Below are 23,949 nucleotides of genomic sequence, written 5' to 3' on the forward strand. Positions count from 1 at the left end.
TTGCGACCCATGACCGTGTTGAAGATGACCGACCTCGATCTGCAAGGTAAGCGCGTACTGATCCGCGAAGACCTCAACGTCCCAGTCAAGGACGGTGTTGTCACCAGCGATGCGCGTATCCTGGCTTCGCTGCCGACCATCAAGCTGGCCCTGGAAAAAGGCGCGGCAGTGATGGTCTGCTCGCACCTTGGCCGTCCGACCGAAGGCGAGTTCTCGGCCGAGAACAGCCTCAAGCCAGTGGCTGACTACCTGAGCAAGGCCCTGGGCCGTGAAGTGCCGCTGGTGTCCGATTACCTGGGCGGCGTCGACGTGAAAGCCGGCGACATCGTGTTGTTCGAAAACGTGCGCTTCAACAAGGGCGAGAAAAAGAACGCCGACGAACTGGCCAAGCAATACGCCGCCCTGTGCGACGTGTTCGTAATGGACGCTTTCGGCACCGCTCACCGTGCCGAGGGCTCGACCCATGGCGTGGCCAAATTCGCCAAAGTCGCCGCTGCTGGCCCGTTGCTCGCCGCCGAACTGGACGCACTGGGCAAGGCCCTGGGCTCCCCGGCCCAGCCAATGGCCGCCATTGTTGCCGGCTCCAAAGTGTCGACCAAACTCGACGTACTCAACAGCCTGAGCCAGATCTGCAACCAGCTGATCGTTGGTGGCGGCATCGCCAACACCTTCCTGGCCGCTGCCGGTCACCCGGTTGGCAAATCGCTGTACGAGCCGGACCTGCTGGACACTGCCCGTGAAATTGCGGCGAAAGTCAGCGTGCCATTGCCAGTGGACGTGGTGGTCGCCAAGGAATTCGCTGAAAGCGCGACCGCGACTGTCAAGCTGATCGCCGACGTGGCTGCAGACGACATGATCCTGGACATCGGTCCACAGACCGCGGCGAATTTCGCCGAGCTGCTGAAGTCGTCCAAGACCATCCTGTGGAACGGCCCGGTGGGCGTGTTCGAATTCGACCAGTTCGGTAACGGCACCAAAGTGCTGGCCCAGGCCATCGCGGAAAGCACGGCGTTCTCCATTGCCGGCGGTGGCGACACCCTGGCGGCCATCGATAAGTATGGCGTTGCCGAGCAAATCTCCTACATTTCTACCGGCGGCGGCGCGTTCCTCGAATTCGTCGAAGGCAAAGTGCTGCCGGCCGTTGAAGTCCTGGAAAGCCGGGCCAAGGCCTGAGGCCGCTCATTTGACCAGGCAAAGGAGTGTTCAGATGGTCAGGACATTAATGCTGTTGATCGCCGCGGGTATGCTGGCGGCTTGCGGGAGTAACCCGAAAGCCACGCCGGAGCCCGCGCCATCCGCGTCGGATAAAGGCTGCTACCAGGCTGACTGGCAAGCGGAAACCAACCCGGTGATCAACAAGCGGTCCGGGCCCGATGGCCTGGACAAATACGAGACACAGACCCCGACCAAGGAACATGGCTGCCCTTGACGGGTCTGACTCTTTAACTCAGGGCTGGCGGCGTGTGCTGTCAGTCGAGGAACACGGATGAAACGCTTTATTGCCGTTGCGGCAGTGGCATTGCTGGCAGGTTGTTCGAATTTCGAACTGTTCAAGCCTGCCGAATCAACGGGCAACTGGACCACCTGGACCTGCGACAGCCAGGCCAAAGTGCTCTGGCGCTACACTGATGTGAGCCGCAAGGCAGTCGATGTTCGTTTGGGCGGCGCCGATCAGGTCTACCGCCTGAAGCTTGAACCGGGCGCCGAAGGCTCGCTGTACAGCAACGACATGCTGGCGTTTCACATAAAGGGTGAGGAAGGCCTGGTGTACTGGGTCGCCACCAATGATTTGATTGGCCGCGGTTGTAAAGCGCAGTAACAACGCCGATCGCAGGACTATTGTTGTGGCGAGGGAGCTTGCTCCCGCTGGAGCGCGAAGCGGTCCCAAAGCCAGTCGATTTGGTGTTTCAGAAGGACCGAGTCGACGGGTTTACGACTGCTTCGCAGCCGAACGCGAGCAAGCTCGCTCGCCACAGGTTCTTCGTTACGCACAGGTTTTTGTTGTACCGAATTCGCAGCCCGGGCCAACCCCCGATCTGCAATAACTTGAATAGCCGCCGCCGCTACGGCAGGCTGGCACGATTAACGACCCTCAACCGGGAGAGACACACACAATGGCACTTATCAGCATGCGCCAGATGCTGGACCACGCAGCCGAGTTCGGCTACGGCGTTCCAGCCTTCAACGTCAACAACCTTGAGCAGATGCGCGCCATCATGGAAGCCGCTGACAAGACTGACTCCCCGGTGATCGTCCAGGCTTCGGCCGGTGCTCGCAAATACGCAGGCGCCCCGTTCCTGCGTCACCTGATCCTGGCGGCCATCGAAGAATTCCCGCACATCCCGGTGTGCATGCACCAGGACCACGGCACCAGCCCTGACGTCTGCCAGCGCTCCATTCAACTGGGCTTCAGCTCGGTCATGATGGACGGCTCCCTGGGCGAAGACGGCAAGACCCCGACCGACTACGAGTACAACGTTCGCGTTACCCAACAAACCGTGGCCATGGCTCACGCCTGCGGCGTATCGGTGGAAGGCGAGCTGGGCTGCCTGGGTTCGCTGGAAACCGGCATGGCTGGTGAAGAAGACGGCATCGGCGCCGAAGGCGTTCTGGATCACAGCCAAATGCTGACCGACCCGGAAGAAGCCGCGGACTTCGTCAAGAAGACCCAGGTCGACGCCCTGGCCATCGCCATCGGCACCAGCCACGGCGCCTACAAGTTCACCAAGCCACCTACCGGCGACGTGCTGGCCATCGACCGCATCAAGGAAATCCACAAACGCATCCCGAACACCCACCTGGTGATGCACGGTTCGTCTTCGGTTCCGCAAGAGTGGCTGGCGATCATCAACCAGTACGGCGGCGACATCAAAGAAACCTACGGCGTACCGGTTGAAGAAATCGTCGAAGGCATCAAGCACGGCGTGCGCAAGGTCAACATCGACACCGACCTGCGTTTGGCGTCCACCGGTGCGATGCGTCGCCTGATGGCCACCAACCCGAGCGAGTTCGACCCGCGTAAATTCTTCGGCGCGACTGTTACTGCGATGCGTGACGTGTGTATTGCGCGTTATGAGCAGTTTGGTACTGCCGGTAATGCTTCGAAGATCAAGCCGATTTCGTTGGAAGCGATGTTCCAGCGTTACCTGAAAGGCGAGTTGAACGCTAAGGTTAACTGAGCCTGAGCGTTAAGCTGCGTTGAATAAGAAACCCGCCGAGAGGCGGGTTTTTTATTGGAAGAAAGTTTGCTCGCCTTGCACCAACCGAGCCGCGATTACTCCTTCGGTTCGACGTGATCCAGCGCCAGATTCACCGCCAGTTCACCGAGCATGACCACTTGGGCAATGCCCAGCAGGGTCTTGCGATGTGAGGTTTCCAGCAGCGCGGCGAAATTATTGAGCATGAGGGTGGCCGAGCCGAGTGTTTCGCTGGCGTTGGCCAGCAGGGCTTCGGTGTTGTACTTCGGATTGGCGAGGTACATGGGCTCGGGTTCGTGGGTGGTGGCCATGATTTGGGCGGCGGGGTTGAGGTAGTGGTCGAGGGCGCGCTCGGCGGCTTCGTGGAGTTTTTTTGAATCGAGGGATTCGTAGGGGGATGCCGGGTCTGTGACCGGCGGATGCGGCGTTGATTTAGTCATTTGCTCGAAACCTGATTGGAGTGCCCCTCTCTGGCTACTAATCAAAGTGGAGGCAACTGTACGCAGGTTAGTAGACCGGGGTTTCGAGCAAGCCGGCGCACCCGAAGGTGCCCTGCGCACAGTTACCATCAAGCGCAGGAATCGAAATCCCTGACTGACAGATGCTTGTGCACCAAGCTCGAAACCACGGGCTACTAAACCCGATCACTGCGAATCAGTGACACGAATCAAGTTACCGATGGCCTCCCAGACGCACAAGCCGGCGGATTCTGGCGTACCCGTAGGCAGTGACGCAAGCCGATGTAGGCCTCATGAAGTAACGCTGCGTGTCTTTAAACGTTGGCGTTTAAGTGGGGGCTGATGCCGGTCAGTGAAGAGATGGAGTTGGACATAAAGAACCTGTGGCGAGGGAGCTTGCTCCCGCTGGGCCGCGAAGCGGCCCCCAAAAAGAGGGTCTGCTGCGCAGCCCAACGGGAGCAAGCTCCCTCGCCACAAAGGGTGGATTCCTGCGGTCTTTCAGGGATTACGTATTGTGATCGATATCCAGATGGCTGAACGTCACTTCCCCGCCTTCAGTGGTGTACCCGGTGTTGTCCTGCACATAAACCCCGGCCTTGAAATACAGCGGCTTATCACGCCACATCGTGCTGATGTCGGTGTCCCATTGGTACCCCGCTGCACTGATGCCTAATGCACCGCCCGGGCTGAGGTGGATGAGGTAGGAGAATTCCTGATTGAGTTTCACGCCGGTGGCGATGGTGATGACCCGGGCGGTGTCGTCGTCGGGGTGCATGCGGACTTTGGCGACGATGTTGCCGGTCGAGGTGGAGGTTTTGTATTGATACTCGACCTTCACCAAGGGCTTCTGGCTCTTATAGGCGTGAATCTGACCAATGACGATCTTGCCCGAACTGGGCACCTGGCTGACCGAGAGGGTGGCACGCAGGGTGTTGTCCGCGTCAGGGTAGTACCAGTTTTTCAGCGTGCCGTTGCTGTAGGTTTCGCGCAGTTCGGTGCGCGGGTAGATCGCGTTTTCGGTTTTGGAGCCGGTGACCGGGGACCAGAAAAATAAAGTGCCGGTGTCGGAGTGGAAGTATTGATCCTTGAAGCCGTCCACCAGCTTGGTGGTTTCGACAGTGTACGGCGGGCTGCCGACGGGAACACTGAGGTTCCAGGTTGCGAGATCGATCATAATTCAAGCTTCCACTTTTTTACTGCACGTGCGTGCCAGAAGCTCTAGCTCGCGCCTTCGGGTGGGTCTTTATAAGCGTAGAAGGCCTCTTTGTTAATGCCCTTCTGGCAGATGATTGGCGTCAACAACCTGTCGAAATGCCATCCTTCCCGGTTTATAAGGCCTGCAGGGCTGACCGTTAGTCGGCTATATGAAACTTTACCGAAGTGATGGGATACGAGCGGCTTCTGCTTTAAGGGATCCGGGTCTAGAGTGAAGTCGCAATAGGTGACCGGTTTTAACAAAAGGCCGGCCTGAGGCCCCGAAAAAGAGATGCAGCATGGAATGCGCACAATCTAAGCCAGCTGAAGGCAACTCAATCCTGTTAATTGTTGATGATTACCCTGAAAACCTGATCAGCATGCGCGCGTTGTTACAGCGCCAGGATTGGCAGGTCATGACCGCGGCTTCCGGTTTTGAAGCCCTTGGCCTGTTACTCGAACACGATGTCGACCTGGTGCTGCTGGATGTGCAGATGCCGGGCATGGACGGTTTTGAAGTGGCGCGCTTGATGCGCGGCAGCCAGCGAACCCGTCTTACGCCAATCATTTTTCTTACCGCCAACGAACAGTCCCAGGACGCCGTGATCAAGGGCTACGCCAGTGGCGCGGTGGATTACCTGTTCAAGCCGTTCGATCCGCAAATTCTCAAGCCTAAAGTCCAGGCGTTGCTCGAGCACCAGCGTAATCGCCGTGCCTTGCAGCGGTTGAGCCATGATCTGGAAGTCGCCCGGGCCTTCAATGCCTCGGTGCTGGATAACGCCGCCGAAGGCATTTTGGTGGTGAGTGAGGACGGGCTGATTCGCTTCGCCAACCCGGCGATGTCTCGCTTGCTCAATGCCACGGTGAACGACCTGCAAGGCAAGGAGTTTCTGGATTTCCTGCAAAAACCGCACATTCCGATCTGGGCCGATTCCGAGTTGTTTGCCGGTTACAAACGCGGTGAAACCCTGCGCTTGCACGATGCGCTGCTGCGTACCGCGCCCGGCCAGCAAGTGCCCGTGGCGTTGTCTTGCGCGCCTTTGCCCGCCGAACAACATGCGATGGTGGTGACGGTGCTGGACATGTCGGTGGTGCGCCATCTGCATCAGCAGTTGGAGTTCCAGGCGGTGACCGACCCGCTGACCGGGCTGCTCAATCGCCGGGGTTTCTACCAGACCGTTGAAAACCTGCTGCTGCGCGGCGAACGTTCCGACAGCACTTGGGTGCTGTTGTACCTGGACCTCGACGGCTTCAAGCGGGTCAATGATTCCCTCGGCCACGATGCCGGCGACCGGGTGCTGCGTTGGGTGTCCGAGCAGTTGAAGGCATGCCTGCGGCCCTTCGATATTCTGGCGCGGATGGGGGGCGATGAGTTCACTGCGTTGCTGGATCTTGAGCTCCCCGAGCAGGCGGCAAAGATTGCCGAGAAGCTCATCGAGCGGGTGTCGATCTGTCAGCAGATCGAAGGCATGGACATCGCCTTGGGTGCCAGCATCGGCATCGCCACTTATCCCGATTGCGGGTCTAATCTGGACGGGCTGATGCGCGCCTCCGACATTGCCATGTACGAAGCCAAGCGCGCCGGGCGTCAGCAATATCGCTTCTACGATCACGAAATGAACGGCCGGGCACGCTCGCGGCTGATGCTTGAAGAGAGCGTGCGCACGGCCATCGAGAACCGCGATTTCAACCTGGTGTATCAGCCCCAGGTGGCGATTGCCGATGGGCAGATCCGCGGGTTCGAAGCGTTGTTGCGCTGGCAGCATCCGAGTGTCGGCGATGTACCGCCGGGGCTGTTTTTGCCGTTGCTGGAAGAGGCGCGGTTGATCAGTCGCCTGGGTAGCTGGATTTATCATCGCGGGGCCAAACAGCGCAAAGCCTGGGAAACCTTGTTTGCCGAAGATCTGGTGCTGGGCGTCAGCTTGAGCAGCACCCAATTCGGGTTGCCCAACCTGGTCACCGAGCTGCGTCAGGTGCTGGAGCGCCATGGCCTGAAGCCGCAGCAGCTGGAAGTCGAGGTCACGGAAGAGGCCTTGATGTCTAACCCCGACGAGACCCGCAAACAACTGCGTTTGCTGCGCAATCTGGGGGTACGGGTGGCGCTGGATGACTTCGGCTCCGGGGCTTGTTCGCTGGCGCATTTGCGCGACCTGGAACTGGACACGCTCAAGCTCGACCGGCATTTGATCGCCCGGTTGCCAGGGTCCGAACGGGATGCGGCGCTGGCACGCAGTGTCATCGATTTGTGCAACCGGTTAGGGCTGTTGGTGATCGCCGAAGGGGTTGAAACGGTGGCGCAATATGAGTGGCTGCAAGCCAACGGTTGCCAGTATGTGCAGGGTTTCCTGGTGGCGCGGCCGTTGATGGCCGAGGATACCGGTCACTTTGTCGAGCCGTTCGACTGGGGCGCGCTGACGAGTTGAATTCGCTACACTGGCAACCTTTTCGTGATGCGTGTTGCCGCTCCAATGACTGTGTTGAAATACCTCCAGGCTTATCCTGCCGCGTTGCAGGACCAGGTGCGCCAACTGATCGCCGAAGGTCGGCTGGGCGATTACCTGAGCCAGCGCTATCCGGAAAAACACGGGGTGCAGAGCGACAAGGCGCTGTACGCCTATGCCCTGGACCTCAAGCAGGAATACCTGCGTAACGCCCCGGCCATCGACAAGGTGTTGTTCGACAACCGTCTGGACCTGACCCACCGCGCGCTCGGTCTGCACACCGCGATCTCACGGGTGCAGGGTGGCAAGCTCAAGGCCAAGAAAGAAATTCGCATCGCCTCGCTGTTCAAGGACGCGGCGCCGCAGTTTCTGAAGATGATCGTGGTGCATGAGCTGGCGCACTTCAAAGAGTCGGATCACAACAAGGCGTTCTACAAGCTGTGCGAGCACATGTTGCCGGGGTATCACCAGGTGGAGTTCGATTTGCGGGTATACCTGACGTGGCGGGATATGCACTGAACAAATCTGCTAATTAATCGGGAGCGCATGGATGGACGTGAGCAAGACCAAGAGCAGCTTCTACCGCCGATTGTACGTGGCGTACCTGATCGACAGTGGGCTGGCCAGTAACGTCCCTGCATTGACCGAGGTGACCGGCATGCCCCGACGCACGGCTCAGGACACCATCGCGGCGTTGGCGGATCTGGATATCGTTTGTGAATTCGAGCAGGAAGAAGGCGCACGTAACCACGCGGGGCGCTATCGGATTCGCGAGTGGGGGGCGATTGATCGGGGGTGGATCGAGCGTAATCTGCGGCAGATCAAAGCGGTGCTTGAATACCCCTGAATTCCCGACCCCGATCATTCCCACGCAGAGCGTGGGAACGCTCATAGGGGCCTCAGGAACGGCGCATCCCGATATGCGGAATCTGATCCTCGAGGTATTCCTCACCCACCACCACAAACCCGTACCGCCCGTAGTACCCCTGCAAATGCGCCTGGGCCGAGAGGTAGATCGGCACCTCGGGCCAGTGCTTCTCGGCCTGTTTCAACGCCTGGCTCATCAACTCATGCCCAAGCCCGGCACCGCGTGCCTGGGGTGCAATGATCACCCGGCCAATCACCACGTCGCCGCCCTGCAATTGCGGGTCGAGCAATCGCAGGTAGGCCACCAGCCGATCCCCGTCCCAGCCCATCAAATGGCAAGTGTCACCTTCCAGGTCCTGGCCATCGATGTCTTGATAAGCGCATTTCTGCTCGACGACAAACACTTCGGCGCGCAGTTGCAAAATGGCATACAGCTGCTCTTTACCCAGATCGCTGTGGTGTTTGCAGACCCAATCGATTGTCATCTTCACATTCCTTGAACAACGTTGTTCCGATACTAAGCGCCCTGAGGCGGGATGTCTTTATCGCAGGGAATCTGTGATAAAGACCAAAATGCCATCATTCATTTCTCGCGAAGTTGTCTTCTTTGTGTAATCTGCGATGAAGCGCTGTGCAATGGCCTCAATGAGCTAATGTTAGGACCTGGGTTCGCCGGTAGAGGAATCTTGGAGTTTTGGCTGAAAAACACGTCGGGCAGCCCGCCCGCTAAGGATTTCTGGCATGCCGCGGTTTCATCGAGCGTTTGCTTTGATCGGATTGCTGTTGCTGACACAGGCCGAGGCTGCGGAAAAGCTGCGTCTGGTCGCCGATGCCTGGCCACCCTTTACCGACGCCACGCTGGTCAATGGCGGTGTGGCCACGGACATCGTCAGCACCGCGCTGGCCCGGGCCGGTTACGCCAGCGATTTCGAACAAGTGCCGTGGGCCCGGGCCTTGTTTGGGGTGGGCGAGGGACGTTACGACGTACTGGTCAACACCTGGTACACCGACGAGCGCACGAAGCTGGGGCAATTTTCCGGCGAGTACCTGCTCAACCGCGTGCGCTTTCTCAAGCGCAAAGACACGCCAATCGAATACAACAACCTGCAACAACTGCACACCTACCCGATAGCGGTGGTACGCGGTTATGCCTATTCGCAGGAATTTGATGAGGATGTGTCGTTGCAGAAGGTCCCGGTGCATAACTTCGCCATGGCTGTGCGCATGGTCGCGGCCGATCGGGTCAAGCTGACTTTGGAAGACGAGTTCGTCGCCCGGTATTACCTGGCGCGGGAATCACCCAAAGTGCGCAATGCCGTGGAGTTCCTGCCCAAGCCGTTGAGCGAGAACAGTCTGCATATTCTGGTGAGCCTGAAGAACCCGGAGCATGAACAGATCGTCGCCGGTTTCGATCGCGAGATTGCGGCGATGAAGGCTGACGGGAGTTATGAGAAGTTGCTCAGGCAGCATGGGATGTGATCTGAAAGGCCTGCAGTGTCCGAGCTGAAGCCTTCGCGGGCAAGCCCGGTCGCTGCACATTTCAGGCTTCGTTAGTGTCCTTGATCAAATGCGCCGCCAACGTCCGCAACGGCCCCAGTTGCCGACAGATCAACGCCAGTTGTGTCTGTACCAGCCGCTGGCCTTCATCGATTTCATCCGGCATCTGCTCAAGCGCATTGGCCAGTGCTTCTTCCTCATCACTCTGAATCGCAATCGGCTGTTTGCTCGCCAGGCCCTGGGCAATGTCGTCGAGGCTGGCGGCCACGCTCACGCCCGCACCGTCGATCAGGTGCTCGCGCACATCCGACGGCAGTTGGGTTTCACGGTGTGCCCCAAGCCCCGACAAATAGCTGAGCAGGGTGTGCGACAGCACCAGGAATCGGAACCCGACATCGGCTTCCTTACGGAAGTGCCCCGGCTCCATCAGCATGTTGGCCAGTGTCGTCGACAACGCCGCGTCGGCGTTGTGCGCGTTACGTCGGGCCAGGCGGTAAGCCAGGTCGTCGCTTTTACCGGCGGCGTATTGCTGCATGATCTGGCGCAGGTAAATGCTGTTGCAGGTCAGGGTATTGGCCAGCACTTTGTTCAGGCGTCGGCCCTGCCAGTCCGGCAGGAACAGGAATACCGCCAGGCCGGCGATCAGGCTGCCGAGCAAGGTATCGAACAGTCGCGGCAGAAGCAGCCCGTAACCGTCGCCCACCTGGTTGAAGCAGAACAGCACCATGATCGTAATGGCGGCTGTCGCCAGGGTGTAGCGGGTGGTGCGGTTGGTAAAGAACACCACCCCGGCGACGATGGCGAAGCTCGACTGGATCAACGGGTTGGGGAACAGATCGAACAGCGCCCAGGCCACGGTCAGGCCGATGGCGGTGCCGATGATCCGTTGGCCCAGTTTGCGGCGGGTGGCGCCGTAGTTCGGCTGACAGACAAACAACGTGGTGAGGATGATCCAGTAACCTTGCGAGGGGTGGATCAAATGCACCATCGCGTAGCCGATGCTCAATGCCAGGGGCAGGCGCAGGGCGTGGCGGAATAGCAAGGACGTTGGCGTCAGCTGTGTGCGCAAGCGAATCCACACATCCTTGAGGCTGCGTGGCGAACGGTCGAGCAGGCTGCTGTCGGTGGCGTCTGCAAGCGCATCGGGGTTGCTGGCGTCGCTGAGCAAACGGTCGAGGGTGCCGAGGTTGGCGGCCAATGCCCGCAACGAGCGCAACAGACCGCGCCAGGCCGGATTGCTCTGGATGCGCAGGTGTTCGAGGGAGGCGTGCAGGTCGCTCAAGGCTTCGGCGAAGCTGGCGTCATAGATGAACGGCTGGCGCATCTGGATCGATTCGGCCAGCGCGCGGCACACCTTGCCTTGTTGGCGCAGCAGGCGCTGACAGCGGAACAGTACGTCGCTGTGGAAGAACGCCTCGGCCAGCGCGTTGTAAGGGTAGTGCGAGGAGCTGGCGCGCTCGTGGATGTCCTGGGCGAGGAAGTACAGCTTCAGGTAACGGCTGAGTTTCGCCCCCGGCCGGCCATCGCCGACCCGGTGCAGAATGATTTCCTTGGCGGCGTTCAGGGCTGCCACCACCCGACCGTTCTGCTGGGCCAGTTCCAGGCGGCGCGCTTCCACGTCCAACTGCCGGATCGGTTCGAACAACGACGATTTCAGTTTCAGGTAATAACCCAGTTCACGGAACAACCGCGCCAGGCTCTGTTGCACCGGCTGGTTAGAAAACAGCACCTGCCACAACACCGAGAGCAAGCCATACCACGCCGCACCCGCCACCAGCAGTACCGGCTCGTGCCAGAAATCAGTGACTGCGCCGCCGCGCTGGTCCACGCCGATCATGGTGTAGACCGACAGAATCAGCGTCGCTGACGCAATCGCGCCATAACGCTCGCCCAGCGCGCCGAGCATGGTCAGGCAGAAGCTGGCCAGGGCAAAGGCGATGATAAAGAGGATGGGGTAGGGGAAGAGCAGTTCGACGGACAGGGCGGCGACCATAAAACACACCAGCGTCACGGCCAGTGCGTTGAGGCGGCCCTGCCAACTGTCGTCGGTTTCGGCCAGGGCGCTGGCGATGATCCCCAGGAACAACGGGATCAGCAGCCCCATTTGATCCTGAGACCAACACAGCGCCATGGTGCCGGTCAGGGCGATGAATACCCGAACGCTGTAACTGAATTTATCCAGCGCCCAGAGGCGACGCAGAGACTGCCGAAATGTGGTCGATGACATGAAGTGCGAAGGCCTTCCGAGGCAATGACGCTAAATTGAGCCACTAATGACGCCGACGCAATGGCGCCGATCACATCAGACAGCAAAATCTGTTCCTTCCTCGTTCTGTGTTGCCTGTCAGGACGTCTTCGCGGGCAAGCCTCGCTCCTACAGGGATTTAGGTGACCCTTGTAGGAGCGAGGCTTGCCCGCGAAGAACGATAACGCGATCGGTCAGACGTATTGCGCCGCCGCGTAACCGGAGGCCCAGGCCCATTGGAAGTTGAAACCACCCAGATGCCCGGTGACGTCGAGCACTTCACCGACGAAGTACAGGCCAGGGCTTTTCAGCGATTCCATGGTCTTGGACGACACCTCGCGCGTGTCGACGCCACCCAGGGTCACTTCGGCCGTGCGGTAGCCCTCGGTGCCGGCCGGCACGACTTTCCAGCTCGCCAGTTTTTCAGCGATGTCTGCAATTTCTGCGTGGGTGTATTGCTTCATCGGTTTGGAGACGAACCAGTTGTCTGCCAGCAAGTTGGCCATCTTTTTGGTGAAGATTTCACCGAGCAGGGTTTTCAGCTCACTGTTGGGGCGTTCGACTTGCTGCTGTTGCAGCCAGCTCGGTACGTCGTGATCCGGCATCAGGTTGATCTCTACCGTGTCGCCGGATTCCCAGAACGAAGAAATCTGCAAAATCGCCGGGCCGCTGAGACCGCGGTGGGTGAACAGGATGTTCTCGCGGAAACTCTGGTCGTTGCAGCTCACCAGGCAATCCACCGACGTACCGGACAGCTCGGTGCACAGCTCCTTGAGCTGATCGGTGATGGTGAACGGTACAAGACCGGCGCGGGTCGGCAGCAGGTCGTGGCCGAACTGCTTGGCCACCTGATAGCCGAAACCGGTGGCGCCGAGGGTCGGAATCGACAGGCCGCCAGTGGCGATCACCAAGGATTGGCAAGTGATCTGGTCCAGCGTGGTATCCAGCAGATAACCGCTTTCGAGCTTCTCGATGGTCTGGATCGAGGTGTCCAGGTGCAGGCTGACGCCAACCTGATTGCACTCGTCGAGCAGCATGTCGAGGATGTCGCTGGATTTGTTATCGCAGAACAACTGGCCGAGTTTCTTCTCGTGGTACGGCACGCCGTGTTTGGCCACCAGACCGATGAAGTCCCACTGGGTGTAACGTGCCAACGCAGATTTGCAGAAATGTGCGTTCTGCGAGAGGAAATTGCTCGGCTCGGTGTACATGTTGGTGAAATTGCAGCGGCCACCGCCCGACATCAGGATTTTCTTGCCGGCCTTGTTGGCATGGTCAAGCAACATCACCTTGCGCCCGCGCCCGGCGGCGGTCAGCGCACACATCAACCCTGCGGCGCCAGCGCCAATGATCACGACTTCGGTAGAGCGCAAAACGGTGTCCTCACATAAATCTCAGAGCTAACGGCGATCCCGTAGGAGCGAGGCTTGCCCGCGAAGAACGATAACGCGTTGCATCAGGTGTACCGAGTTTTCGTTCTTCGCGGGCAAGCCTCGCTCCTACAGGGGGGGCGGTGCGGTTTTACAAAATGCGTACGCGCAGCGAACGGCCTTTGATTTTACCGTCGTTCAGACGCTGCAAGGCTTGCTTGGCGATCCCGCGTTCCACGGCCACATAGGCCTGGAAGTCGAAAATCGCGATCTTGCCGACCTGGGCGCCGGGAATGCCCGCCTCACCGGTCAGTGCGCCGAGAATGTCGCCTGGACGGACTTTGTCTTTACGGCCCGCACCAATGCACAGCGTGCTCATCAGCGGCAGCAGCGGACCGCCGCCCTGGGACGTGAGGTTATCCACCTGATCCCAATTCAACGGCGACTTCTGCAGTTGCTCGATGGCTTGGGCGCGATGGGCTTCGGACGGTGCGACCAGGCTGATCGCAATGCCTTTCTCACCGGCACGACCGGTACGGCCGACACGGTGAATGTGGATTTCCGAGTCACGGGCCAGTTCGACGTTGATCACCATGTCCAGCGCATCGATGTCCAGGCCGCGTGCGGCGACGTCGGTGGCAACCAGTACCGACGTACTGCGGTTGGCGAACATGGCCAACACCTGGTCGCGGTCACGCTGTTCCAGATCGCCGTGCAGGCCGACGGCGGAGATGCCTTTGGACGTCAGGTGATCGACGGTTTCCTGCACCTGCTGCTTGGTGAAGCAGAACGCCACGCAGGACGCCGGACGGAAGTGGCCGAGCACCTTGGTCACCGCGCTCATGCGCTCTTCCGGGGAGATTTCGTAGAAGCGCTGCTCGATCTGCGTGTCGTCGTGGAACGCCTCGGCCTTCACTTGCTGCGGATTACGCATGAACTTCGACGCCAACTGCTTGATGCCCACCGGATAGGTGGCGGAGAACAGCAGGGTCTGGCGACGTTCCGGGCACTGGGCGATGATTTCTTCGATGGAATCGTAGAAACCCATGTCGAGCATGCGGTCGGCTTCGTCGAGGATCAGCGTGTTCAGGCCGTGAAGCACCAGCGAACCCTTGCGCAGGTGTTGCTGGATGCGCCCTGGAGTGCCGACGATGATGTGCGCGCCGTGCTCCAGCGAGCCGATCTGCGGGCCGAAAGACACACCGCCGCACAGGGTCAGGACCTTGATGTTGTCTTCGGCACGGGCCAGGCGACGGATTTCCTTGGCGACCTGGTCGGCCAGCTCACGGGTCGGGCAGATGACCAGTGCCTGGCAACCGAAGAAGCGCGGATTGATCGGGTTCAACAGGCCGATACCGAAGGCGGCGGTCTTGCCGCTGCCGGTCTTGGCCTGGGCGATCAGGTCCATCCCCTTGAGGATCACCGGCAAGCTTTGCGCCTGGATCGGCGTCATCTGGGCATAACCGAGGGAGTCGAGGTTAGCCAGCATGGCGGCGGACAGCGGCAAAGTATTAAAAGCGGTGGCGATGGTGGTCACGGGACTGGCCTGCAAAACAAAATGTCGCGCAGTGTATCAGTCCCAGGCTCTCCACCTGCAAATTCTGGACGAATAGCCGTAGCAGCTGTCGAGGTACGGGGCTGCGTTGCGTGTCCGCAGGACCGCCCCGGCTGGGCCGCTTCGCAGCCCAACGCAGCCTCGTGCCTCGGCAGCTGCTACGGGTCAGTGCTCGATATCGTGCTCACGGCTGACCATCCGTCGGCCATCCTTTGGTGAAAGCTGCGAGAAGATGGTTGCAGCCAGCATCGCCATGACGCCGACCGTCACAAAAGTCAGCTGGAACGCGCCCAGCACCGTGTCCACGTCGTCATTGCCCATCTCCGCCGTGAATCCGCCGAGCAGCGCACCGGCGCACGCCACGCCCAGGCTCAGGGACAATTGCGCTACCACCGACAGCAAACTGTTGCCGCTGCTGGCGCTGGCGTCGTCGAGGTCGATCAGTGTCACGGTATTCATCGCGGTGAACTGCAAGGAGTTGATCGCCCCCAGAATCGCCAACTGGCCCAGCAACAGCCAATACGGTGTCTGCTCGCTGACCAGGCCCATGCTTGCCAGCATGATCCCCAGCGCCAGTGTGTTGCCGGTCAGCACGATGCGGTAGCCGAAACGTTCGATCAACGGCCGCGCCACCGATTTGGCGACCATCGCGGCCGCGGCCAGGGGCAGCATGCTCATCCCGGCCTGTGACGGCGAATAGCCCAGCGCCACTTGCAGCAGCAACGGCACCAGGAACGGCAATGCGCCGCTGCCCAACCGGGCGAACAGGTTGCCGAGGATGCCCACGGCGAAGGTCCGGGTCTTGAACAGCGATGGCGCAAACAGTGGATTGTCGATGTGCCCGGCCCGCAGCCAATAGGCCGCCAGACAGGCCATGCCGGCAAACAACAGCAACATCACCCGCAAGTGCGGCAGACGCAGTTCGCCGAGGCCTTCCATGGCGATGGTGATCAGCACCATCGCCGCGCCGAACAGCAAGAAGCCCAGGCTATCGAAGCGGGTGCGCTCGCTGCCGCGCAAGTCGGGGATGAATTTCCATACCGCGTAGCAACCGAGAACGCCCACCGGCAGGTTGATCAGGAAGATCCAGTGCCAGGTCAGGTATTGCACCATCCAGCCGCCCATGGTCGGGCCGATCAGCGGGCCGAGCAGGCCGGGAATGGTGATGAACCCCATGATCCGCACCAGATCCGAGCGCGGATACGCGCGCAGCACTACCAAGCGTCCGACCGGCAACATCAAGGCGCCGCCCAGGCCCTGGATCACCCGGGCGCCGATCAGCATGCTCAGGGTGCTCGACAAGGCGCAGAGCAATGAGCCGATGCTGAACAACAGGATGGCGCCGAAGAAAATTTTCTTGGTGCCGAAACGGTCGGCGATCCAGCCGGAGGCGGGAATCAGCAAGGCGACGGTGAGCATGTAGGCGATGATCACACCCTGCATGCGCAGCGGGTCTTCGGCCAGGTCCCGGGCCATGGCGGGGAGGGCGGTGTTGAGGATTGTCCCGTCGAGGGACTGCATGAAGAAGGCAATGGCCACGACCCATGGCAACCAGCGGGCGGTGACGGCGTCGAGAGGTGGGCGGTTGGGCATGGGGCCTCTTGTTAATGCAGATTCGTGGCTGGCGCTGAACCCTGTGGCGAGGGAGCTTGCTCCCGCTCGGCTGCGTAGCAGTCGTAAATCCGGTGAATGCGGTCTGTCTGATAGAGCACATTGCCGGTCTGGGGCCGCTTCGCAGCCCAGCGGGAGCAAGCTCCCTCGCCACAGGTTTTTGTGTTTACAGGGTCAAGGTCAATCGGCTGACGAGCGCTCCCGGCAGCAATGCCGAAGACGTGTTCCGCTGACTGTAGGTGCTGGCCGACAACATCAGCTCGCGTTCCTCGGTCAACGCTTCCAGCTGCGAACCGAGCAGGCTGTAGGCGCTGTCATCGAAACGCATGGTGCTGACCGGTGCCTGAATCTCGCCGTTCTCGACCCAGAAGGTCGCGAACCGTGTCATGCCGGTCAGGCGCGCCGCCGGTTGGTCCGAGTAGTTCAGGTACCACAGGTTGCTGATATACAAACCGGTGCCCAGTTGCTTGAGGATCTCGGCGTCAGGCAACGAGCCGGCCGCCATGTTCAACGCACTTGGCGCTTCACCGCCGCCAGCACCGTTGGCGGTCAGGCCGTACTCGGCGGCGCTGCGTGAACCGACCAGTTGCTCACCCGCCTTGCCCTCAACAATCAGCCGCAGATCACTGCGCGGATAACCTTCACCGGAGAACGCTGGGCTCAGGGAGCCGCTGACTTTTTCATCCAGGGACACCAACGGGCTGAACGAGCTGTCGCCACCGTAGAGCTTCTGCAACGGACTGCTCTTGCTGGCAATCGACTGCGCCGAGAACCCGCCCCAGCTGAGCATGCCCATGATTTCTTCCAGGGCTGCCGGCGCGAGGTAGGCGCGGTACTGACCCGGCGCCAGCGTGCGCAATGGCCGCCCGAGAAACGCCAACTGCTCGCGGGCCTGCTGGAAACGCCGGGCAAAGCCTTCGCTGTTCCAGTCGTGCCCGGCATAGCTGGCTTTCACCGCCTGACCGTTTTCATGGAACAGGCTGAAATCGAAGTTGAAGCTGTTGGCCTGATGCCAGCCGAACGCGCCCGAAGAACTGGCGAAACCGCGACTGATCGGCCCGGCGGCATAGAAACCGACCAGATCCAGCCCCTCGCCGGCCTGAGTGATTTCAGCGACCACCTGCTCGGTGTCCGGCAGCGGATGATCCTGCACGTTGTTGCTCTGCCAGTCGTCATGGTTGAGCAGCAGGTACGGGTCCTGAGGCAGCAACGGCAGGGTTTCGCGCAACTGTTGTAGCCCATCGGCCAGACGCTGAAGGTCGACTTCCGGATCGCCCGACAACGTGATATCGAGGTCGGCGTGGCGGCCGTCGTTGATCAGTTTGAAGCCGATGCTTGCCTGCTGCACCTGCCCGGCCTGACGCACCTTGGCGTGGTTGAAACGCACGAAGGCCGACGATTCGGCGGCGTAGCTGAGGGTGAACTGCTCAGGCGTGCGCAGTGCATCGCGCAGCCAGTTGACCAAGGCCTTGAACGAATCGGCCTGGTTTTTTGAAGTGCTCGTGGACGTACTCATCAGGCATCTCCCCCAAACACATCAACATTGCTGAACACACAGGCCGGCGACGCATGGCCGACACGGATCACCTGGTTCGGTTCGCCCTTGCCGCAGTTCGGCGTCCCCAGCACCTTGAAGGTGCTGGCGTCACCGACGGCGCGCAGGCTCTTCCAGAATTGCGCGGAAATCGCCCGGTAGTTCGGGTTCTTCACCACGCCTTTGAGTTCGCCGTTTTCGATCAACTGGCCCCATTCGCAACCGAACTGGAATTTGTTGCGCGCATCGTCGATGGACCACGAACGGTTGGTGCTCATCAAAATGCCGTGCTCGATGTTGCCGATCAGTTGCTCAAGCGGCTGATCGCCGGGCTCGATGTTGAGGTTGGCCATGCGGTCGATCGGCGGACGGTTCCAGCCGCAGGCGCGGCTGTTGGCCACGCCGTCGAGGCTGGCCCGGAACTGCGAGAGCGCGCCGCCCAATGGTCGCAGCAGCAAACCTTGCTTGATCAGGAATTGCTTGCTGGCGGCGGTGCCTTCGTCGTCATGGCCGTAGCTGGCGAGCTGTTCGGGGATGTCCGGGTCGAATGTCACGTTGAGCAGTTCGGAGCCGTATTGCAGGCGGCCGAAGTCTTGCGCCTTGACGAAACTGGTGCCGGCGTAATTGCGCTCGTCGCCCAGGATGCGGTCCAGTTCCAGCGGGTGACCGATGGACTCGTGGATCTGCAGCATCATCTGGTCGGGCATCAGCAACAGGTCGCGCGGGCCTTGCGGGGTGTTCGGTGCCAGCAGCAATTGCAACGCCTGGTCGGCGACTTTCGGGCCGGCGCCGATCAGGCCGCAGCGGCTGATCACATCAAAGCCGCCCTGCTGACCGAAATTCTCGCGGCCGAGGGTGCGGGTCTGGCTGTCGCTACCGTCGTAGGCGGTGACGTCCATGCTCGGGTAGACGAAGCGCTGGGCCTGGCGCAGTTCGGCGCCGGCGCTGTTGAGGTAGATCTGCTCGACGTTGGTGATACCGATGCTCGCCTGCCAGTTCACCAGGCGTTCGTCCTTGGGCACGGCGGCAGATTCGGCGCCGAGCAGTTGGTAGCAATCGCTGAGAGACGGGAAGGGTTGGTCGAGGCTCGGCGAGAAATAGTCGGCGCGCTCGCTGGAAACCGCTTGCTCACGCAAGTCGAGGAGGGCGTGTGGCTTGAGTCGACGGGCTTGTTGCTCGGCCTTCTCCAGCGCGGCTTGCAGCCCGGACTGAGACAAATCGTTGGTCGCGGCATAGGCTTCGACGCCGTTGACCCGAACGGTCAGCATCGCACCTTCGTCCCGGCTCAGGCTCGGTGGTTCGGCGACGTTCTTGCGCACTGAAAGATACTGACCGGATTCGCGAACATAACGCAGCGAAAAGAATTCAGCGCCCGTGCGCAACGCAGCGAAGCGCTGCTTGAGCTGGGGGTGGAAATCGAACATTCGGGAACCTCCTTGGTATGGAGTGGCGGCGAATCGGTGTTGCGAGGGGGGGGAACGTTTGCGTGGCGCTAGATTAGGCCTGCGTGGGGGGTAGGATCAAGTGAAGAGCGGTGTAGGAAGAGTTGAGGTTGGGTGAGTCAGGAATTTATCTTATTGCTTGGGCGGACGCTTTCGCGGGCAAGCCTCGCTCCTACAGGGCGAATGCGATTCCCTGTAGGAGCGAGGCTTGCCCGCGAAGGCCGCGCCTCGGTGTTACGGCTTACTGAGCGCTCACATCCCGCAACGGCTTGCCCTTCACCGGTGCACCGCCGGCCACGTAGTATTTGGCCTTGCTGCGCGGCAATGGTTTGCGACCGCGGATCTTGTCGGCGATTTTCTCGGCCATCATGATCGTTGGTGCGTTCAGGTTGCCGGTGGTGATGATCGGCATGATCGAGGCATCGACCACGCGCAGGCCTTGCATGCCATGCACACGACCTTCGCCATCGACCACGGCCATTTCGTCGGTGCCCATCTTGCACGAGCAGGACGGGTGGAACGCGGTTTCGGCGTGCTCGCGGATGAACTTGTCCAGCTGCTCGTCGGTTTGCACGTCGATGCCGGGGCTGATTTCGCGACCACGGAAGGCATCCAGCGCCGGCTGTTGCATGATTTCACGGGTCAGGCGGATGCCATCGCGGAATTCCTGCCAGTCCTGCTCGGTGGCCATGTAGTTGAACAGGATGCTCGGGTATTCGCGCGGATCCTTGGACTTGGCCTGGATGCGACCGCGGCTTGGCGAACGCATGGAACCCATGTGCGCCTGGAAGCCGTGCTCTTTCACGCCGTTGCTGCCGTTGTAGTTAATCGCTACCGGCAGGAAGTGATACTGGATGTTCGGCCATTCGAATTCCGGGCGGGTACGAATGAAACCGCCGGCTTCGAACTGGTTGCTGGCGCCGATGCCGGTGCCGTTGAACAGCCACTCGGCACCGATGGCCGGCTGGTTGTGCAGGAGCAGCGACGGGTACAGCGAGACCGGTTGGGTGCAGGCGTATTGCAGGTACAACTCGAGGTGATCCTGCAGGTTTTCACCGACGCCCGGCAGGTCGTGGACCACCGGAATATCAAGCTTTTTCAGCAGTTCGGCCGGGCCGACACCGGAGCGTTGCAGGATCTGCGGCGACGCGATGGCGCCGGAGCACAGCAACACTTCTTTGCGGGCACGGACTTCAACGCGTTCTTCGGCGGCACCGATCAGGTAACGCACGCCGACTGCACGCTTGCCTTCGAACAGAATCTTGTCGGTCAGGGCGTGGGTGACGATGGTCAGGGTCGAACGCTTCTTGGCGATGTCCAGGTAACCGCGAGCGGTACTGGAGCGACGGCCTTTCGGCGTCACGGTGCGGTCCATCGGGCCGAAACCTTCCTGCTGGTAACCGTTCAAGTCTTCGGTACGCGGGTAACCGGCCTGCACGCCTGCTTCAACCATCGCGCTGAACAGCGGGTTGTTGCCGGCTTTGGGCGTGGTCACGCTGACCGGACCGTCGCCACCGTGGTAGTCGTTCGGGCCGATGTCACGGGTTTCCGCCTTGCGGAAATACGGCAGGCAGTCGAGGTAAGTCCAGTCTTCCAGGCCTGGCAGTTTCGCCCAGTTGTCGTAGTCCATGGCGTTGCCGCGGATGTAGCACATGCCGTTGATCAGCGAAGAACCACCCAGGCCCTTGCCGCGACCGCATTCCATCCGGCGACCGTCCATGTGTGGCTCTGGATCGGTTTCGTACGCCCAGTTGTAGCGACGACCTTGCAGCGGGAACGCCAAAGCCGCCGGCATTTGTGTGCGGAAATCCAGACGGTAATCCGGGCCGCCCGCTTCGAGCAGCAGGACGGTGACGCCTTCGTCTTCAGTCAGACGGGTCGCCAGGGTGTTACCGGCCGAGCCGGCACCGATGATGATGTAATCGAATACTTGGGACATTGAATGCACCCTCTTTGAAGTTGGTCAGGTCGCGGTCGCGGATTTGTCACTTACTGTGGCGAGGGAGCTTGCTCCCGCTCGGCTGCGCAGCAGTCGCAAATCAGCGACCGTGTTCTGTCTGAATGAGCGCTGAACCTGAAGTTGGGGCTGCTTCGCAGCCCAGCGGGAGCAAGCTCCCTCGCCACAAAGGCCCCAGCTTCAGGTTCGCGTCAGATCAGAAAACCGAGGCGTAATCGCCCAGTTCGACCTGTACCGATTTGATGCGTGTGAAGTTGTTCAGCGAGCTGATGCCGTTCTCACGGCCCACGCCCGACTGCTTGTAGCCGCCGACCGGCATCTTGGCGTCGGACTCGCCCCAGGCGTTGATCCAGCAGATACCGGCTTCCAGTTGATGAATCACGCGGTGCGCGCGGTTCAGGTCTTTGGTAACAACGCCGGCAGCCAGACCGAAGTCGGTGTCGTTGGCGCGACGGATCACTTCTTCTTCGGTTTCGTAGGTCAGGATGCTCATCACCGGGCCGAAGATTTCTTCGCGCACGATGGTCATCTCGTCGGTGCAGTCGGTGAACACGGTCGGGGCCACGAATGCGCCTTTGGCGAATTCGCCGTCGGTCAGACGAGCGCCGCCGCACAGCAGGCGAGCACCTTCTTCCTTACCTTTGGCGATGTAACCCAGCACGCTTTCCATGTGGGCGAAGCTGACCAGCGGGCCGAAGTTGGTGTTTTCGTCTTCCGGGTTGCCAACGCGGATGCGCGCAACGCGCTCAACGATCTTGGCTTCGAACGCGGCTTTCAGGTGGCTCGGGACGAACACGCGAGTGCCGTTGGTGCAGACCTGACCGGAGCTGTAGAAGTTGGCCATCATCGCGGTGTCGGCGGCGCGATCGAGGTCGGCGTCGTCGAAAATGATCAGCGGGGATTTGCCGCCCAGTTCCATGGTCACGTCTTTCAGCGTGGAAGCGGAAGCGCTGGCCATGACTTTCTTGCCGGTGTCGGTGCCGCCGGTGAAGGAGACTTTTTCGATGCGTGGGTGTTCGGTCAGCCAGGTGCCGACTTCACGGCCGCTGCCGGTCAACACGTTGAACACACCAGCCGGCAGGCCGGCTTCGGTGTAGATCTCGGCCAGTTTCAGGGTGGTCAGCGAGGTGACTTCGCTTGGCTTGAAGATCATCGCGTTGCCGGCCGCCAGGGCTGGAGCGGATTTCCACAGGGCGATCTGGATCGGGTAGTTCCACGCGCCAATACCGGCCACGATGCCCAGCGGCTCGCGACGGGTGTAGACAAAAGAGGTGGTGCGCAGCGGAATCTGCTCGCCTTCGATGGCCGGTACCAGACCTGCGTAGTATTCCAGCACGTCAGCGCCGGTGACGATGTCGACGTAACGGGTTTCGGAGTACGCCTTGCCGGTGTCCAGGGTTTCCAGGGCGGCCAGTTCATCGTTGCGCTCGCGCAGGATGTCGACGGCACGACGCAGGATGCGTGAACGCTCCATGGCGGTCATCGCGGCCCAGATTTTCTGGCCCTTTTCGGCACTGACCACTGCACGCTCGACGTCTTCCTTGGTCGCACGCTGTACGGTTGCGAGGACTTCACCGTTAGCCGGGTTGATGGCTTCGAAGGTGGCGTCGCTGCTGGCGTCACTGTAACCGCCGTCGATGTAGAGTTTTTGCAGTTCGAAACGGGCCATAAAGTCCTCGCAAGTGCATAAGTTGGTTGGCGTTAACCACTGGGACGTGCCGTGTAGCGTTGGCGACGCTGATCAGTGGCGTTCAGGGGCTGAGCGGTTTTATGTGTGCTCTAACTCACCTGCTTGGCCAATTGGATATCCATGTATTCGTAAGCGATTCTTTGCGCCTGCTCGGTGTCGAAAGCATCTCCCGACAACGCGCCGCGCAACCACAAACCGTCGATGAGGGCTGCCAGGCCCCGGGCGGCGCTGCGCGCTTGATCAAGCGGCAACGCACGGCGGAACTGGCAGCACAGGTTGGAATACAGACGGTGATCGTTGATCCGCTGCAACCTGTGCAAAGACGGCTGGTGCATGCTGGTGGCCCAGAAGGCCAACCAGGTTTTCATTGCCGGGCCATTGACCTGGCTGGCGTCGAAGTTGCCTTCGATAATCACCTGCAGATGCGCCCGTGGGCTGTCATCTGCCATCGCCTGACGGCGCGCGGTGACGTTCTCGCTGAGGACGCTCATCAGATACCGCATCGTGGCGGCGATCAGGCCATTCTTGTCCTGAAAGTAGTGACTGATGATGCCATTCGAGACACCGGCCAAACGGGCGATCAGCGCAATGCTGGCGTCCCCCATGCCGACCTGATCGACGGCCTGTAGCGTGGCTTCGATCAATTGCTGGCGGCGGATGGGTTGCATACCGACCTTGGGCATCTTGCACATCTCCTTAGGCCTCCCGGTGGACGAAATACGCCTACCGGATTGAGGGCCAGTCTATTTTGTTTTGATTGAACGTTCAATCAACAAAGAATAAGATCTGCGACAATTCGTCGCTGCCTACAGGTTTTTCCTACGTGTAGTGGGCGGAAAAACGACATCTGAACATGCTCGAAACCCACGCGCACTGGCGTTCCATGGGTTT

At 60.5% G+C, this 23,949-nt stretch carries 20 protein-coding genes; 8 read left to right on the forward strand and 12 right to left on the reverse strand.

Translation table 11 applies throughout. The features are described from left to right. Positions 1–9: 9 nt before the first annotated feature. From AC07V0_RS12540 to fba, 4 genes are all read left to right on the forward strand, one after another. On the forward strand, positions 10–1,173 hold the full coding sequence (locus tag AC07V0_RS12540; protein ID WP_086944424.1) for a phosphoglycerate kinase: 1,164 nt from the start codon (positions 10–12) through the stop codon (positions 1,171–1,173). A gap of 34 nt (positions 1,174–1,207) precedes the next feature. After that, positions 1,208–1,429, forward strand: coding sequence for a hypothetical protein (locus AC07V0_RS12545; protein ID WP_064620894.1), 222 nt, complete (start codon positions 1,208–1,210; stop codon positions 1,427–1,429). Positions 1,430–1,486: 57 nt separating this feature from the next. Then, the gene (locus AC07V0_RS12550) at positions 1,487–1,819 is read left to right on the forward strand and encodes an MliC family protein (RefSeq protein ID WP_086944425.1); all 333 of its coding nucleotides are present in this window, start codon (positions 1,487–1,489) and stop codon (positions 1,817–1,819) included. A 295-nt stretch (positions 1,820–2,114) separates the two neighbouring features. Then, on the forward strand, positions 2,115–3,179 hold the full coding sequence (fba, locus tag AC07V0_RS12555; RefSeq protein ID WP_018928755.1) for a class II fructose-bisphosphate aldolase: 1,065 nt from the start codon (positions 2,115–2,117) through the stop codon (positions 3,177–3,179). 95 nt (positions 3,180–3,274) lie between these two features. On the opposite strand, the gene AC07V0_RS12560 is transcribed toward fba, so the two are convergent. Both AC07V0_RS12560 and AC07V0_RS12565 read right to left on the reverse strand, forming a co-directional pair. Continuing rightward, positions 3,275–3,637, reverse strand: a complete 363-nt coding sequence (locus AC07V0_RS12560; protein ID WP_086944426.1) for a DUF6124 family protein — start codon at positions 3,635–3,637, stop codon at positions 3,275–3,277. 523 nt (positions 3,638–4,160) lie between these two features. After that, positions 4,161–4,829 (reverse strand): polysaccharide lyase family 7 protein, encoded by a 669-nt coding sequence (locus tag AC07V0_RS12565; protein ID WP_018928757.1) that lies wholly within the window; start codon positions 4,827–4,829, stop codon positions 4,161–4,163. A 319-nt stretch (positions 4,830–5,148) separates the two neighbouring features. Here AC07V0_RS12565 and AC07V0_RS12570 point away from each other — a divergent pair, with 319 nt between their 5' ends. The 3 genes from AC07V0_RS12570 to AC07V0_RS12580 are packed head-to-tail and all read left to right on the forward strand — an operon-like array spanning position 5,149 to position 8,137. After that, positions 5,149–7,272 carry a putative bifunctional diguanylate cyclase/phosphodiesterase gene (locus AC07V0_RS12570; protein ID WP_018928758.1) on the forward strand — a complete coding sequence of 708 codons (2,124 nt, stop codon included), beginning with the start codon at positions 5,149–5,151 and terminating at the stop codon, positions 7,270–7,272. Positions 7,273–7,317: 45 nt separating this feature from the next. After that, the gene (locus tag AC07V0_RS12575) at positions 7,318–7,809 is read left to right on the forward strand and encodes a M48 metallopeptidase family protein (protein ID WP_007937938.1); all 492 of its coding nucleotides are present in this window, start codon (positions 7,318–7,320) and stop codon (positions 7,807–7,809) included. Between the two features lie 31 nt (positions 7,810–7,840). Further along, the gene (locus AC07V0_RS12580) at positions 7,841–8,137 is read left to right on the forward strand and encodes a winged helix-turn-helix domain-containing protein (RefSeq protein ID WP_007937940.1); all 297 of its coding nucleotides are present in this window, start codon (positions 7,841–7,843) and stop codon (positions 8,135–8,137) included. A gap of 52 nt (positions 8,138–8,189) precedes the next feature. On the opposite strand, the gene AC07V0_RS12585 is transcribed toward AC07V0_RS12580, so the two are convergent. Further along, a complete protein-coding gene (locus AC07V0_RS12585) occupies positions 8,190–8,642 on the reverse strand; it encodes a GNAT family N-acetyltransferase (RefSeq protein WP_086944427.1) in 453 nt (150 codons plus the stop codon). Positions 8,643–8,898: 256 nt separating this feature from the next. On the opposite strand from AC07V0_RS12585, the gene AC07V0_RS12590 reads away from it, so the two are divergent. Beyond that, on the forward strand, positions 8,899–9,636 hold the full coding sequence (locus AC07V0_RS12590) for a substrate-binding periplasmic protein (protein WP_018928760.1): 738 nt from the start codon (positions 8,899–8,901) through the stop codon (positions 9,634–9,636). A 61-nt stretch (positions 9,637–9,697) separates the two neighbouring features. Here AC07V0_RS12590 and yccS read toward each other — a convergent pair whose 3' ends face one another. The 9 genes from yccS to betI form a co-directional block, all read right to left on the reverse strand. After that, positions 9,698–11,881: a YccS family putative transporter gene (gene yccS, locus AC07V0_RS12595; protein ID WP_086944428.1), complete on the reverse strand. Its 2,184-nt coding sequence runs from the start codon at positions 11,879–11,881 to the stop codon at positions 9,698–9,700. Positions 11,882–12,093: 212 nt separating this feature from the next. Further along, positions 12,094–13,272, reverse strand: a complete 1,179-nt coding sequence (locus AC07V0_RS12600) for a BaiN/RdsA family NAD(P)/FAD-dependent oxidoreductase (protein ID WP_018928762.1) — start codon at positions 13,270–13,272, stop codon at positions 12,094–12,096. Between the two features lie 148 nt (positions 13,273–13,420). Beyond that, positions 13,421–14,758, reverse strand: a complete 1,338-nt coding sequence (dbpA, locus tag AC07V0_RS12605) for an ATP-dependent RNA helicase DbpA (protein ID WP_230139067.1) — start codon at positions 14,756–14,758, stop codon at positions 13,421–13,423. A gap of 231 nt (positions 14,759–14,989) precedes the next feature. Then, positions 14,990–16,576 (reverse strand): multidrug transporter subunit MdtD, encoded by a 1,587-nt coding sequence (mdtD, locus tag AC07V0_RS12610; RefSeq protein WP_256580725.1) that lies wholly within the window; start codon positions 16,574–16,576, stop codon positions 14,990–14,992. A 25-nt stretch (positions 16,577–16,601) separates the two neighbouring features. Continuing rightward, complete coding sequence (locus AC07V0_RS12615; RefSeq protein WP_086944430.1) at positions 16,602–17,951, reverse strand: TldD/PmbA family protein; 1,350 nt, start codon at positions 17,949–17,951, stop codon at positions 16,602–16,604. Continuing rightward, positions 17,951–19,393 (reverse strand): TldD/PmbA family protein, encoded by a 1,443-nt coding sequence (locus AC07V0_RS12620; RefSeq protein WP_086944431.1) that lies wholly within the window; start codon positions 19,391–19,393, stop codon positions 17,951–17,953. Before AC07V0_RS12620 ends, AC07V0_RS12615 begins: the two co-directional genes overlap by 1 nt. A gap of 259 nt (positions 19,394–19,652) precedes the next feature. Continuing rightward, on the reverse strand, positions 19,653–21,350 hold the full coding sequence (gene betA, locus AC07V0_RS12625; RefSeq protein WP_064620863.1) for a choline dehydrogenase: 1,698 nt from the start codon (positions 21,348–21,350) through the stop codon (positions 19,653–19,655). Positions 21,351–21,564: 214 nt separating this feature from the next. Next, entirely contained in the window at positions 21,565–23,037 is a 1,473-nt protein-coding gene (gene betB / locus AC07V0_RS12630) for a betaine-aldehyde dehydrogenase (protein ID WP_018928768.1), read from the reverse strand. Positions 23,038–23,147: 110 nt separating this feature from the next. After that, complete coding sequence (gene betI, locus AC07V0_RS12635) at positions 23,148–23,741, reverse strand: transcriptional regulator BetI (protein WP_018928769.1); 594 nt, start codon at positions 23,739–23,741, stop codon at positions 23,148–23,150. Positions 23,742–23,949 lie beyond the last annotated feature (208 nt).

Source organism: Pseudomonas sp. GW821-FHT01E10 (genome assembly GCF_059422365.1).